The organism is Mycobacterium sp. TH-M103 (assembly GCF_057473785.1).
In genome coordinates this window covers 1-12,444 of the sequence record NZ_JBYCLG010000185.1, presented here as the reverse complement: position 1 = coordinate 12,444, position 12,444 = coordinate 1, and the positions used below count along the sequence as shown (strand labels likewise).

The following is a 12,444-nucleotide window of genomic DNA, read 5'->3' as shown; positions in this document are numbered from 1 at the left end:
CATCGGCGAGCGGTTCCGCGACGGCACCCCGGTGATCATGGACCTGGTCTCGATGGACAACGCCGACGCCAAACGGCTGGTCGACTTCGCGGCCGGCCTGGCCTTCGCGCTGCGCGGTTCGTTCGACAAGGTCGCGACCAAGGTGTTCCTGCTGTCGCCCGCCGACGTCGACGTGACGCCGGAGGAGCGCCGCCGGATCGCCGAGACCGGCTTCTACGCCTACCAGTAGGGCCCCGCTGCGCGGCACCGCAGGGCTCGGGTGTCCCCAACCAAGCGGGCCGGACCCGGCTGAGATGTGTGCCCGCGTCCGCGGTCGGTACGCTGACAATGACCGCCTAGCGTGCGGCGCTTGACATCTCATCGGTTAAGGTCGGGTCTTCGTTGGTTCTGTTCTTTCAGATTCTTGGGTTTGCACTGTTCATTTTCTGGCTGCTGCTGATCGCCCGGGTGGTCGTCGAGTTCATCCGTTCGTTCAGTCGTGACTGGCATCCCACCGGCGTCACCGTGGTGATCCTGGAGATCATCATGTCGATCACAGATCCGCCGGTGAAACTGTTGCGCCGGCTGATCCCGCAACTGACCATCGGCGCGGTGCGCTTCGACCTGTCCATCATGGTGCTGCTGCTCGTCGCCTTCATCGGCATGCAGTTGGCGTTCGGCGCCGCGGCGTGAGCTCTGCCGCAAACTCCGGCACCGCTAGGAAGACGGTTCGGCCACGTTTCAGCCTCGGTTTCGCTCGCGCGATTTCAAATTTCCGAGGATTGGGATTTTATTGGCTCGATGTCTGAAATCCGTGCTTATTTATTGGCCTAATCGGCAACGTTCGGGTCTGGTGTGACAGGATGGACGGCAGTTGCACGACGGCTAGCACTCCGTTCTACACTTTCTGGAACGTTTGACAGGAACTTGAGGGGACGAAACAATGCCGCTTACACCAGCCGACGTCCACAATGTGGCGTTCAGTAAGCCACCCATCGGCAAGCGGGGCTACAACGAAGACGAGGTCGACGCCTTCCTTGACCTCGTGGAAGCCGAGTTGACGCGGCTCATCGAAGAGAATTCCGACCTGCGCCAGCGGATCGAGGAACTAGACCAGGAGCTGGCCTCCGGCGGGGGTGCCGGGGGCGCGGTCGCCGCCCAGGCCACGCAGGCGATTCCCGTCGTCGAGCCCGAACCCGAGTCGGCCAAGCCGGCGCCCGTCGTGGCCGCTGCGCCCGCGGAGCCGTCGGGCAGCAACGAGGAGCAGGCCATGAAGGCCGCCCGGGTGCTGGCCCTCGCGCAGGACACCGCCGACCGGCTCACCAGCACGGCCAAGGCCGAATCCGAGAAAATGCTCGCCGATGCCCGCGCCAACGCCGACCAGATCCTCACCGAGGCTCGCAACACCGCCGAGACCACCGTGGCTGACGCCCGGCAGCGCGCCGAGGCGATGCTGTCCGACGCCCAGACCCGCTCGGAGGCGCAGCTGCGCCAGGCCCAGGAGAAGGCCGACGCCCTGCAGGCCGACGCCGAGCGCAAGCACTCCGAGATCATGGGGACCATCAACCAGCAGCGCACGGTGCTCGAAGGCCGCCTGGAACAGCTGCGCACCTTCGAGCGCGAGTACCGCACCCGGCTCAAGACCTACCTGGAATCTCAGCTCGAGGAGCTCGGCCAGCGCGGATCCGCGGCACCCGTGGACTCCAGCGCCGACGCGGGCGGGTTCGACCAATTCAACCGGGGCAACAACTAGCGGACCCTCGCGGTCGGCGTCCTGAAGCCGGCCTGGACCTGAACGTTCCGTCGTCGGCTGGAGGATGACCCGATGCTGATCATCGCGCTGGTGTTGGCCGTAATAGGTCTGGTTGCGTTGGTGTTCGCGGTCGTCACCAGCAACGAGTTGGTGGCGTGGGTGTGCATTGGCGCCAGCGTCCTGGGCGTGGTGCTGTTGATCATCGACGCGCTGCGTGAACGTCAGCAGCGTGGCGCGGGCGAGGAAGAACCGGGCGAAGAGTCCGCCGCCGACCATGAGGGCGCATACGTCGACTATCCGGAGGAAGCCGCGGACGATCGGCCCGCCGCGGACACCAACGTCGCCGCGGACACCAACGTCACCGAGTCGTTTGAGGAAGCCGCCACCGAAGCCGGTGTGCCCGCCGACGGCCGGGGTGACGACCCGGCGAAGTAGCCCCCGCGGGCCTCAGCCGCTCGGCGTGCCGAGAAGTTCGGCGCGACGGGCAACCCGGTCGACCTCGCAGCGGCCGAGGTGGGGGTGCTCGACGAAAGCCCCGACGTCTATGTGTGCGGGCCCCTGCCGCTGAGCGAGGCCGCCTACACCGCCCTCACCGCGGCCGGGGTGCCGCGGGAGCAGATCCACGCCGAACGTTTCTTCAGTACATCCTGACGGCGATCCCCGGCCGTACCGGGCGAGCTGGGCCGACCCCGAACGGAAGGATGCCGCAAACCGAGGGTTAGGTTTGTCTGCATGGCCAATGAGGGGGGTGAAGCCGCGTTTACCTGGCAGGGCCGGCGCGAGCCGGGTGGGCCCGTGCACGAACAGCTCGACGACCTGACCGCGGCTCGCGACCAGATGGAGCAGCTGGTGCGCGTCATCGTCGAGATCGGTTCCGACTTGGACCTCGACGTCACATTGCACCGAATCGTGCACGGGGCGATGGAGCTGACCGGTGCCCGGTTCGCGGCGCTGGGAATCCGCGCTTCCGACGGCGCCCTGACCTCGTTCGTCCACGAGGGAATCGACGAAGGAACTGCGCGCCGGCTCGGCGACCTGCCGGTCGACGGGGGCCTGCGTGTCGACGACCTGAGCACTCACCCGCAGGCCGGCGGGCTGCGCGGACACTACCCGCAGCTGCGGGCGGTCCTGGGCATACCGATCACTGTCCGGGCCGCCGACTTCGGCAGCCTCTATCTGGCCGACGACCGGCCCGGGCGGGCGTTCTCGGACACCCAACAGGCGGCCGTGCGAGCGTTGGCCACGGCGGCGGCCGCCGCCATCGACAATGCGCGGCTCTTCGAGCGGGAACGCGAAACGGGGAAATGGACGAAAGCCAGCCGCGAGATCACCACGGCGCTGCTGTCCGGCGACCCGCAAACGGGCCCGCTACAGCTCATCGTGAACCGGGCGCTGGAACTGGCCGACGCCGAGCAGGCGATTCTGCTGGTTCCCAGGGAACCCGACCTGCCCGCCGACGACGTCGACACCCTGGTCGTGTCCGCGACGGCGGGCCGGTACGCCTCGCAGGTGATCGGTCAGCAGGTACCGATGGACGGCTCCACCACCGGCGGCGTCGCGCGTCGCGGTCAACCTGTGATCACCGATTCCTTCCAGTATCCGATCGAGGGGTTTACCGACGTCGGTGAACGTTCGGCGATCGTCATGCCGCTGATCGCCGACAGCAGGGTCCTGGGCGTGATCGCCGTAGCGCGCCACCCGCACCAGCCGCCCTTCGGCAACGACTACCTCGAACTGGTCAGTGACTTCGCCCGGCACGCCGCCATCGCGTTGGCGCTGGCGGCGGGCCGCGAGCACGCGCTCAATCAGGAGCTCGCCCAGGCGGACACCGTCGACGACGCGGTGCACGCCGCGGCCCAGGAGCTGCGCCGGCTGTGGCGGGCGCGCCGCGTTCTGGCCGTCACCTTCCCGGCCCGCAATGCCCCAACGGGAATCGCTTTCGGTGCTCCGCACGTGGTGTCGGTCGGCGAGCCCGCGCAGTGGGACGACCTGCCGTCGGAAACCCGAGCGGTGCTCGAGTCGTTGCGCGACGGAGATCTGCTCGCCCCCAACGCATCTCTGCCGGGAACGGCGGGTATCGCACTACAGCACCCGGACGGGGTGCTCGTCGTCTGGATGGAACTGGTGGCGCAGCGGCCGTTCACGCTGGAGGATCAGACCTTGCTCACCGTGCTCGCGGGCCGTCTCGGCCAGGGGCTGCAGCGGGTGCACCAGGTCGACCAGCAGCGCGAAACCGCGCTGGCGCTGCAACACGCGATCCTGGGCCCTGCCGATCTTCCGCACGGGTTCACGGTGCGATATCAGGCCGCCAGCCGCCCACTGCAGGTGGGCGGCGACTGGTACGACATCGTGGATCTGGACGACGGGCGCATCGCGCTGATCGTCGGCGACTGCGTCGGGCACGGCCTCGCCGCCGCCACCGTGATGGGGCAGATGCGCAGCGCCTGCCGCGCTCTGCTGTTCGAAAACCCGAGCCCCGGGGCCGCTCTGGTGGGCATGGACCGGTTCGCAGCGCGGCTGCCCGGCGCCCAGTGCACCACCGCCGTCTGCGCGGTGCTCGACACCGGCACCGGCGAGTTGGTGTACTCCAGCGCCGGGCATCCGCCGCCCATCCTGGTGAACGCCGACGGCACCACCCGGATGCTCGAGGGCGGCCACACCATTGCACTGGGGATCCGACGCGACTGGTCGCGCCCGGAGGCCCTCGTCACCATCCCCGCGCGCGCCACGCTGCTGCTCTACACCGACGGTCTGGTCGAACGCCGTCGCTACGGGCTGGAACACGGCATCGCCCGCGCCGCCGCCTTCGTTCAGGACGGCCGCGTCCTGGCGCTGGACGATCTGGCGAACCAGATCATGTCGGGTCTCGCGCCGACCGGCGGCTACCAGGACGACGTCGCCCTCCTGCTGTACCGACATCCGGCTCCGCTGGAGCTTGAATTTGCCGCCGAGGCAAGCAATCTCGCCTCCACCCGCACCGCGTTGCGCAGCTGGCTGGGCCGGGTCCAGGTGGACGCCGACCAGGCAATGAACGTTCTGGTCGCCGCCGGGGAAGCCGTCTCCAACGCCATCGAGCATGGTCACCGCCACACCCCCCAGGGCACCATCAGCCTGGCCGCGACCGCACTCGTCGACCAGGTGCAGTTGACCATCACCGACACCGGCTGCTGGAAGACCCCGCAACCGGAGGCCGACCCCCATCGCGGCCGGGGTATCGAACTCATGCGCGGGCTGATGCAAGACGTGACCATCAAACCCGGCACGGCCGGAACCACCGTCCACCTATCCGTGAGGATCACCTGATGCCGACGTCGCTCACCCTGGACACCGCGCGCCGCGATGACGGGAAGCTCTCGCTGATCGCGGTGGGGGAGATCGATCTGAGCAACATCGATGCGTTCAGCCAGGCGCTCAGCGCCGCCAGCACCGAGGCCGGCAGCGGCGGCGGCAAATTCACCGTCGACCTCAGCGCCGTCGAGTACCTGGACAGCGCCGCCATCAACGCCTTGTTCGCCCGGGCCGACGACATCGATCTGATCGCCAACCCGGTCCTGCTGTCCATCCTTTCGGTGAGCGGCCTGTCCGAACTGGTCGACGTCGAAGCCGCCCCGCCGCCGGCGGGAGGCTGAGGCGGCCGCGGCCCGCGGAGTCCGGTGGAAGGGCCCTGGCTCACCCGGCTCCTGGCGCGGGTGAGCGTGGTCGAATTCGGTTGTCCGGCAACGGGCTAGCCGTCGCGCGGGCCGATTCGCGCCTCGGCGGCCACCCGCATGTCCGGCTGCGAGCGCTCCCAGGGCGTGAGGATCACGGTTAGCCACGTCAGGCTCAGGACAAGCGTGGAGAGCACCCCGGCCACCATCCATGCGGAGACCCCCCCGGAGGATCCCGGCGGTGCGGTGCGGTGCCACCACACCATGCCCAACCCGGCGATGGAGGCGACGACGCTGATGTAGGCCGCCGTGCAGCACCACCGGAACCGCGGACGGCACACCGCGAGCGACGATATCGAGGCCGTGAGACCGAAAAGGGATGTCGCAACGCAGGAAAGCCAGCTGGTACGGGCTTGCGTGGCGGCCATGCTCAGGCAACCGAGGACGGTGGCGGCGGCCAGCACGGCCACCGCCACGCCCGCGACGGCGCGCACGCGCCGGCTGAGCCAGACGTCCTCGAGCACACGGCGACCGATCTTGCCCAGCATCGCCTCGAGGTGGCTGTGGCTACTGGTAGGCATGTCCAATGGTCGCACCGCCGCGCGGCCGGGTTCCCCCCGCCGTTGCGCGATCAGCCCGCCTGGTCGTCGCGGCGGGCGGCGTCGAGCAGGTCTTCGCGGGCGCGCGCGACACGGGAGCGGATGGTGCCGACCGGACAGCCGCAGACCTCGGCGGCCTCCGCGTAGGACAGTCCCAGGATCTGCGTCAGAACCAGGACGTCACGGCGATCGGCGTCCAAGCCGTCCAGCAGCATCCTGATCTCGACCATGTCCTCGAAGCGGGCCGACCCGGAGTGGCTGTCCAGCAGACTCTCCAGGTCGACGGTGGAGCTGGTGCGCGGTCGCCTCTGGTTGTGCCGGATCTGGTCGATGACGACGCGACGGGCGATGGACAGCAGCCAGGTCCGCGCCGACGACCGGCCGCTGAAACTCGGCAGTGACCGCAGCGCGCGCAGGAACGTCTCCTGGGTGAGGTCGTCGGCGCTGCCGGGATCGGCCAGGAACGCCACGACCCGCCAGACGTCGCGCTCGGTAGCCCGGACGAACTGTTCGAGGGCGGCGGAATCGCCCCGTCCGGCCGCCAGCGCCAGACAAGTGACCTTGTCGTCGTCGCCGCGCTCGCCCACGCCGAACCACATTAGGTCATCGAAGCGCCGTTGCCCGCGCCGGGAAGGTCCATGCGGGTTGCGAGGCCATCGGGCGGCGCCGCCGGCGGCGTCAGCCGGGTAGCTTGGTCAGGTGAGAGCGGTGAATTCTCCCCGCTCGGGAACTCACGACGCTGGTGCGGCGACTAGCTGTAGTAGGGCAGAGCGAGGAGGGCCATGACGCTGATCGTTGCGGCTGGTTCCGACGCGCCGCAGGCTCGCCGGATCGAGTTGGACGTGTCGGGGATGTCGTGCGCCGCGTGCGCCGCCCGGGTGGAGAACAAGCTCAACAAGGTCGACGGCGTGCAGGCGTCGGTGAATTTCGCGACCCGGGTCGCCACCATCGACGCCCCCGAGGCGGTCGTCACCGAGGATCTGTGCGAGGTGGTGCGCCGGGCCGGATACGAGGCGGCGCCGCGGGAGCACCGGGCGGTCGACCGGGTCGATCCCGACGAGCTGCATGCCCGCAGCCTGCTGCGGCGGCTCCTGGTCGCCGCGGTCCTGTTCATGCCGCTCGCGGACCTGTCGGTGGTGTTCGCCGTCGTGCCCGGCATGCGCTTCCCGGGATGGGCATGGGTGCTGACCGCGCTCGCCGCCCCGATCGTGACCTGGGCGGCCTGGCCGTTCCACCGGGTCGCGCTGCGCAACGCCAGGCACCACACCACCTCCATGGAAACGCTGATTTCGGTGGGTGTCACCGCGGCCACGGTGTGGTCCTTGTGCACCATTTTCGGCACCAGCCGGCACCGCGAGGTCCACGGGGTGTGGCAGGCGGTGCTTGCCAGCGACGCCATCTACCTGGAAGTGGCCGCCGGCGTCACGGTGTTCGTGCTCGCCGGGCGGTATTTCGAAGCACGCGCCAAATCGAGGGCCGGCAGCGCACTGCGCGCGCTGGCCGCCCTCAGCGCCAAGAACGTCACCGTCCTGCTGCGCGACGGCAGTGAGATGGTGATCCCCGCCGACGAGCTCAAAGAGCAGCAGCGCTTCGTCGTCCGGCCGGGTGAGACGATCGCCGCCGACGGCCTGGTGGTGGACGGTGCCGCGGCGATCGACATGAGCGCGATGACCGGGGAGGCCAAACCGGTACGCGCACACCCGGGTGCCAGCGTGATCGGCGGCACGGTCGTGTGCGACGGCCGGCTGATCGTCGAGGCGGCCGCGGTCGGCGCCGACACCCAGTTCGCGGGAATGGTCCGCCTGGTCGAGGAGGCGCAGGCGCAGAAAGCCGACGCACAACGGCTGGCCGACCGCATCGCCGCGGTTTTCGTCCCCGTGGTCTTCGCCATCGCGCTGCTGGCGGCGGCGGGCTGGCTGCTCGGGGGCGCCGGGCCCGACCGCGCGTTCTCGGTCGCGCTGGCGGTGCTGGTGATCGCCTGCCCGTGCGCGCTGGGACTGGCCACACCGACGGCGATGATGGTGGCCTCCGGACGCGGCGCCCAGCTGGGCATCTTCCTGAAGGGCTACCGGGCGCTGGAAACCATTCGCGCCGTCGACACCGTGGTGTTCGACAAGACCGGGACGCTGACGACCGGCCGGCTCGCGGTGACCGAGATCGTCGCCGCGGACGGATGGGAGCCCGGCGCTGTGCTCGCCCTGGCGGCCGCCGTCGAGGCCGCGTCCGAGCATGCCGTCGCGACGGCGATCGTGGCGGCGACCGACGATCGCCCGCCGGTCGCCGACTTCTCGGCAATCGCGGGCAGGGGAGTCACCGGGACGGTCGGGGAACACCGCGTCGCGGTCGGCCGCCCCGCCTGGGTGTCACGCCGGCTTCCCGTCCCCGTCGCAGTCGAAAGGGCCCGCCGGGACGGCGAAAGACGGGGCGAGACGGTGGTCTTCGTCTCCGTCGACGAGGCGGTTTGCGCGTCGATCGCGGTGGCCGACGGCGTCAAGGAGTCCGCGGCCGGCGCGGTCGCGGCGCTGCATCAGCGTGGGCTGCGCACGGTGCTGCTGACTGGTGACAACGCCGCCGCCGCGGGAGCGGTGGCGGCGCAGGTCGGCATCGACGAGGTGATCGCCGAGGTGCTGCCCGAGGGCAAGGTCGACGTCATCCACCAATTGCGGGACCGCGGCCGGGTCGTCGCGATGGTCGGCGACGGCATCAACGACGGGCCCGCCCTGGCATCCGCAGACCTGGGGCTGGCCATCGGACGCGGCACCGACGTGGCGATCGGGGCCGCCGACATCATCCTGGTCCGCGACAGCCTCGACATCGTCCCGCAGGCGCTCGATCTCGCGCGGGCGACGCTGCGCACCATCAGGATCAACATGGTGTGGGCGTTCGGGTACAACATCGCCGCGATACCGATCGCCGCGGCGGGCCTGCTCAACCCGCTTATCGCGGGAGCGGCGATGGCGTTCTCGTCGTTTTTCGTGGTGTCCAACAGCCTGCGGCTGCGCAACGTCGGCGCGTCCGGCGAAGCCGCGGCCTCAGCCGTCAGTGCCGGGTCCGCGACAGCTCCTTGAGCATCGCGTTGTAGGCGTCGAGGTCGTCGTCGTAAGCGGCCGCGGCGTGGCGATCGGTGCGCGACGCGTCGCGACGGTCCTGCTGCGCCCATTGCGTTACCAGCGCGATGATCACCACGAGAATGGGCAGTTCGCTGGAGCCCCAGGCGATCGCGCCGCCCATGTGTTGGTCGGCGATGATGCTGGACAGCCACGGCAGGTGGACATCCGAGTAGAAGCTGCCGCCGACGGTCGACGTCATCGTCATCAGCGCGATACCGAAGAACGCGTGAAACGGCATCACCGCGAACAGCACTCCCAGGCGGCCGATGAACGGTAGCCGGCGCGGACCCGGATCGACGCCGATGATGCCCCAGAAGAACAGGTATCCGGTGATCAGGAAGTGGACGCTCATGAACTCGTGGCCCCAGTGGTAGCGCACCAGTGTGTCGAAGATCGGCGTGAAGTAGACGGCGTACAAGGAGCCGACGAAGAGCACGAAGGCGGTCACCGGGTGCGAGATGAATCTCGTCACCGGTGAGTGCACCAGCCACACCAGCCATTCTCGTGGGCCCGGGGGGCGGCCGGCGCCTGCCGCCGGGAGCGCCCGCAACGCGAGGGTGACCGGTGCCCCCAACACGAGGAACACCGGGACGAACATGTTGAGCGCCATGTGCTCGACCATGTGGATGCTGAACATCGCCGAGCCGTAGGCCCGAACACCCGATCCCGTGACGAACAGCAGCGCCAGGCAGCCGGTCACCCACGAGGCGGTCCGGCCGGGCGGCCAGGCGTCGCCGCGCCGGCGCAGGCGCACTACCCCGGCGACGTAGAGCGCGGCCAGCACGAGCGCCGCAGTGCCGATCAGCGTGTCGAAGCGCCACACCGTCAGCAACCGCAGCGCCGTCGGTGGGTGGGGAAGCTCGTAGCCCAGGAAGACGTCCCACGCGGTGAATCGGTGCGCCAGCAGCGCCGGCGCGGTCTGGATCGCCATGGCCGAGATCGCCGCCACCGCCGCGACGCCGACCAGCGCGCTCACCGCCGCCGCCCCGGTGCTCCAGGCGGTGTGACCGGAGCGCGACCTGAGGAGCGTGACCAGGTCGCCGAGCCAGACGAGCGCCAGCGCCAAGCCGGCGGCGATTCCCAGCCGCCCGTAGTCGGTGCCGGTCAACGGCGTCGGGACCACCATCAGCCAGAGCAGCTGCGCGCCGTAGAGCAGCGCGACGGCGCCGCTGAGCGTTTCGATCAGCAGGACCCGTCGCTGCAGCTGTTCGTCGGGCGGCGCCAGGGCCGCGCTGACCTTCATCCCGGTCAGCACGGCGACCGCGACCGCGAAGACGATCACCGAACTGGTCGCGTAGTCGTGGTTGGGCCCCTGGCCGGCGTTGCCGGTGACGGGAACGGCGATCACCCCGATCAGCGACGGGATCAGCAGAACGGCGTGCCAGACCCAGCGCACGGTGAGCCGCAGCGACACCGCGACCACGCCGGAGAAGACGGTGACCGCGACCCAGCCCCGCGCCATCTCCGACGCGCCGACCGCGTCACCCAGCGTCGCGGTGCCGATCAGCCGGGACACCGCGATGCCGGAGTCGTCGGCCGCCTGGATCGCGATCATCGCCGCCGCCGCGCCCACCCACAGCAGCGACACCCGCTCGATGACGCAGTGGACCCGGAACGTCTTGGGGTCAAGCAGGCCACTGTCGTCGGGACGGGCCGTCGTCACGATGTAGGCGAGGGCGCCCATGACCACCGCACCGGACAGCGTGGCGGTGAAATAGCCGAGGACCTCGGCGACGCTGGTCGCCCACCCCGGGAAGGAGTCACCCGTCGCGACGAAGCGCCGGTTTCCCGATGCCAGCGCGTAGCCGGTGAGGGCGCCGAGCGCGGCGACGCAACCGGCGAGCAGCGCCCATCCGCTTGTGTGCCGCGCGGCCGCCTGGCTCGAGCCCATCGTCGCCGCCTTCCGCTACCCAGCGAACTTCACGACCCAGTCTACGACCTTTGGTAGTACCGAAGTCGCAGCCGCGGGACCTATCGGCCAGTATCCGCGGCGCTCAGGCCGCGCCGTCCGTCGGGTAGAGATGCCCGCGGCGGCGGCCACGTGCCGCGTTCTCGGGCAACACGAGATCGTCCGGTTCCTGCACGCCGCTCGATCGGGGGGTGGGCTCGCTGGGCCGCGTGGCGCGCCAGACGAGCAGCGCCAGCGCGGTGCCCACCAGGACCGGAAGGTGCGTCAGGAGCCGCGAGACGCCCACCGCGCCCGACGCGAGGTCACCGACGACGAACCCGGTGAGGACGACGCTGAAAACGGCCAGCACGGCGGCCAGCCCGGAGGCGGCCGCGGGGTGCAACGCCGCGACGATCATCCCCGCGCCCAGGGCGGCCGTCCAGGCGGTCGACTCGTGGAGCAGGTGCCCGTGGGTCGGCATCCCCACGTCGGCGCCGAGACCCTGGGCGGCGGCCAGTCCGATCTGCAGCGCGCCCACCACGCCGAGCGTCCACCGCGGCCCGGCCGCCGTGGCCCACGCCCGCAGGCGTGTCCGGGTCGGGGTTCGGTCGCGCGGTGGCGGCGCGGCGACGACCTGCGAACGGCCGACGAGCCGGCGCAACTGCTGGGTCTGCTCGACGGCCCGGGAATACCAGTCGCGGCAGCCGGCGCACGACGCGACGTGCTCGTCGACGCGCGATGCGGGGACAGGTTCGCGTTCCCCGTCGATCCGCGCCGACAGCGCCTCGCGGGCGACGTCACAGTTCACGTATCAATAGTCGCGCACGCGCACCCTTTTGTTCCCGCCGGGCAACGGACCCGGCCGGTGGGCCCGCTACGCCGCCGACTCGGGCTCGGTGAGCTCGTCGAGGTCGGGCAGCGGGCGGCGGCAGATCTCGGTGGCCTCGTCGGCGGGCACGCCGAACATGACGAGCACATCGCGGGTCAAGCGATCGGCCGCCTCGCTGCCGTCGCGGTCGGGCTGGTCGTGCAGCAGTTGGCCCAGACCCAGTAGCGCACCGCCGGCCGCTGCCAGGGCGAGCGCGGGGTCGTCGACGGCGAACCGGCCGGCGTGCGTCCCGTTCGTGATGTCGCGCAGAGCGCGTGGGGCTAGGCCGCGGTCCGCCGAGATCAGCCTCAGCCCGGTGTTGAGCAGCACCTTGCACGTTTCCGGGCGCCGCCGGAACATCCGCCCGACCAACCGGAAGCTTCGGGCGAACGTCTCGGCCGGGTCCTCGCCTTCGGCGGCGAACTTGTCGAGCACCGCGCCGAGTTCGTCGAGCGCCTCGTTGACCGCGGCCTCGAACAGCGCCTCCTTGCTGTCGAAGTGGTTGTAGAACGACCCCATCCCGACGTCGGCGGCCTGGGTGATCTCCAGCACCGGCACGTTCAGCTTGCCGGCGGCGACGAAGGCCTGCCCGGCGCGGAT

General features: G+C 70.2%; 12 protein-coding genes and 1 pseudogene. 8 read left to right on the top strand and 5 right to left on the bottom strand.

Annotated features, from left to right (window positions below; all coding sequences use genetic code 11):
• From sepF to AC2VOR_RS10185, 7 genes and pseudogenes are all read left to right on the top strand, one after another.
• Positions 1 to 229: pseudogene (gene sepF, locus AC2VOR_RS10215) on the top strand (cell division protein SepF); the annotation flags it as partial.
• Positions 230 to 381: 152 nt separating this feature from the next.
• Complete coding sequence (locus tag AC2VOR_RS10210) at positions 382 to 672, top strand: YggT family protein (protein WP_067900480.1); 291 nt, start codon at positions 382 to 384, stop codon at positions 670 to 672.
• Positions 673 to 922: 250 nt separating this feature from the next.
• Positions 923 to 1,732 carry a DivIVA-like cell division protein Wag31 gene (wag31, locus tag AC2VOR_RS10205; protein WP_369738319.1) on the top strand — a complete coding sequence of 270 codons (810 nt, stop codon included), beginning with the start codon at positions 923 to 925 and terminating at the stop codon, positions 1,730 to 1,732.
• Positions 1,733 to 1,804: 72 nt separating this feature from the next.
• Positions 1,805 to 2,167 (top strand): hypothetical protein, encoded by a 363-nt coding sequence (locus AC2VOR_RS10200; protein WP_369738320.1) that lies wholly within the window; start codon positions 1,805 to 1,807, stop codon positions 2,165 to 2,167.
• Between the two features lie 84 nt (positions 2,168 to 2,251).
• Positions 2,252 to 2,383, top strand: a complete 132-nt coding sequence (locus AC2VOR_RS10195) for a hypothetical protein (RefSeq protein ID WP_486963731.1) — start codon at positions 2,252 to 2,254, stop codon at positions 2,381 to 2,383.
• An 81-nt stretch (positions 2,384 to 2,464) separates the two neighbouring features.
• The gene (locus AC2VOR_RS10190; protein WP_486963730.1) at positions 2,465 to 5,035 is read left to right on the top strand and encodes a SpoIIE family protein phosphatase; all 2,571 of its coding nucleotides are present in this window, start codon (positions 2,465 to 2,467) and stop codon (positions 5,033 to 5,035) included.
• Positions 5,035 to 5,361 (top strand): STAS domain-containing protein, encoded by a 327-nt coding sequence (locus AC2VOR_RS10185; protein ID WP_369738323.1) that lies wholly within the window; start codon positions 5,035 to 5,037, stop codon positions 5,359 to 5,361. The genes AC2VOR_RS10190 and AC2VOR_RS10185 overlap by 1 nt, the downstream gene beginning before the upstream one ends.
• A 95-nt stretch (positions 5,362 to 5,456) precedes the next feature.
• Here the strand turns inward: AC2VOR_RS10185 and AC2VOR_RS10180 are convergent, their stop codons facing one another.
• Positions 5,457 to 5,960, bottom strand: coding sequence for a hypothetical protein (locus AC2VOR_RS10180; RefSeq protein WP_369738324.1), 504 nt, complete (start codon positions 5,958 to 5,960; stop codon positions 5,457 to 5,459).
• A 50-nt stretch (positions 5,961 to 6,010) separates the two neighbouring features.
• On the bottom strand, positions 6,011 to 6,577 hold the full coding sequence (sigC, locus tag AC2VOR_RS10175) for an RNA polymerase sigma factor SigC (protein ID WP_369738325.1): 567 nt from the start codon (positions 6,575 to 6,577) through the stop codon (positions 6,011 to 6,013).
• A 183-nt stretch (positions 6,578 to 6,760) separates the two neighbouring features.
• On the opposite strand from sigC, the gene AC2VOR_RS10170 reads away from it, so the two are divergent.
• A complete protein-coding gene (locus tag AC2VOR_RS10170) occupies positions 6,761 to 9,046 on the top strand; it encodes a heavy metal translocating P-type ATPase (protein ID WP_369738326.1) in 2,286 nt (761 codons plus the stop codon).
• Here AC2VOR_RS10170 and AC2VOR_RS10165 read toward each other — a convergent pair.
• From AC2VOR_RS10165 to AC2VOR_RS10155, 3 genes are all read right to left on the bottom strand, one after another.
• Positions 9,018 to 10,979 carry a cytochrome c oxidase assembly protein gene (locus AC2VOR_RS10165; protein ID WP_369738327.1) on the bottom strand — a complete coding sequence of 654 codons (1,962 nt, stop codon included), beginning with the start codon at positions 10,977 to 10,979 and terminating at the stop codon, positions 9,018 to 9,020. The genes AC2VOR_RS10170 and AC2VOR_RS10165 overlap by 29 nt on opposite strands.
• 103 nt (positions 10,980 to 11,082) lie before the next feature.
• Positions 11,083 to 11,784: a zf-HC2 domain-containing protein gene (locus AC2VOR_RS10160; protein WP_369738328.1), complete on the bottom strand. Its 702-nt coding sequence runs from the start codon at positions 11,782 to 11,784 to the stop codon at positions 11,083 to 11,085.
• A 66-nt stretch (positions 11,785 to 11,850) separates the two neighbouring features.
• A partial coding sequence (locus AC2VOR_RS10155) for a TetR/AcrR family transcriptional regulator (RefSeq protein ID WP_486963729.1) occupies positions 11,851 to 12,444 on the bottom strand: 594 nt, incomplete at its 5' end.

Coding starts and splice junctions, on each gene's coding strand:
- sigC (WP_369738325.1), bottom strand. CDS start 6,577: ATGTGGTTCGGCGTGGGCGAGCGCGGCGACGACGACAAGGTCACTTGT.
- AC2VOR_RS10170 (WP_369738326.1), top strand. CDS start 6,761: ATGACGCTGATCGTTGCGGCTGGTTCCGACGCGCCGCAGGCTCGCCGG.
- AC2VOR_RS10190 (WP_486963730.1), top strand. CDS start 2,465: ATGGCCAATGAGGGGGGTGAAGCCGCGTTTACCTGGCAGGGCCGGCGC.
- AC2VOR_RS10200 (WP_369738320.1), top strand. CDS start 1,805: ATGCTGATCATCGCGCTGGTGTTGGCCGTAATAGGTCTGGTTGCGTTG.
- AC2VOR_RS10180 (WP_369738324.1), bottom strand. CDS start 5,960: ATGCCTACCAGTAGCCACAGCCACCTCGAGGCGATGCTGGGCAAGATC.
- AC2VOR_RS10185 (WP_369738323.1), top strand. CDS start 5,035: ATGCCGACGTCGCTCACCCTGGACACCGCGCGCCGCGATGACGGGAAG.
- AC2VOR_RS10165 (WP_369738327.1), bottom strand. CDS start 10,979: ATGGGCTCGAGCCAGGCGGCCGCGCGGCACACAAGCGGATGGGCGCTG.
- wag31 (WP_369738319.1), top strand. CDS start 923: ATGCCGCTTACACCAGCCGACGTCCACAATGTGGCGTTCAGTAAGCCA.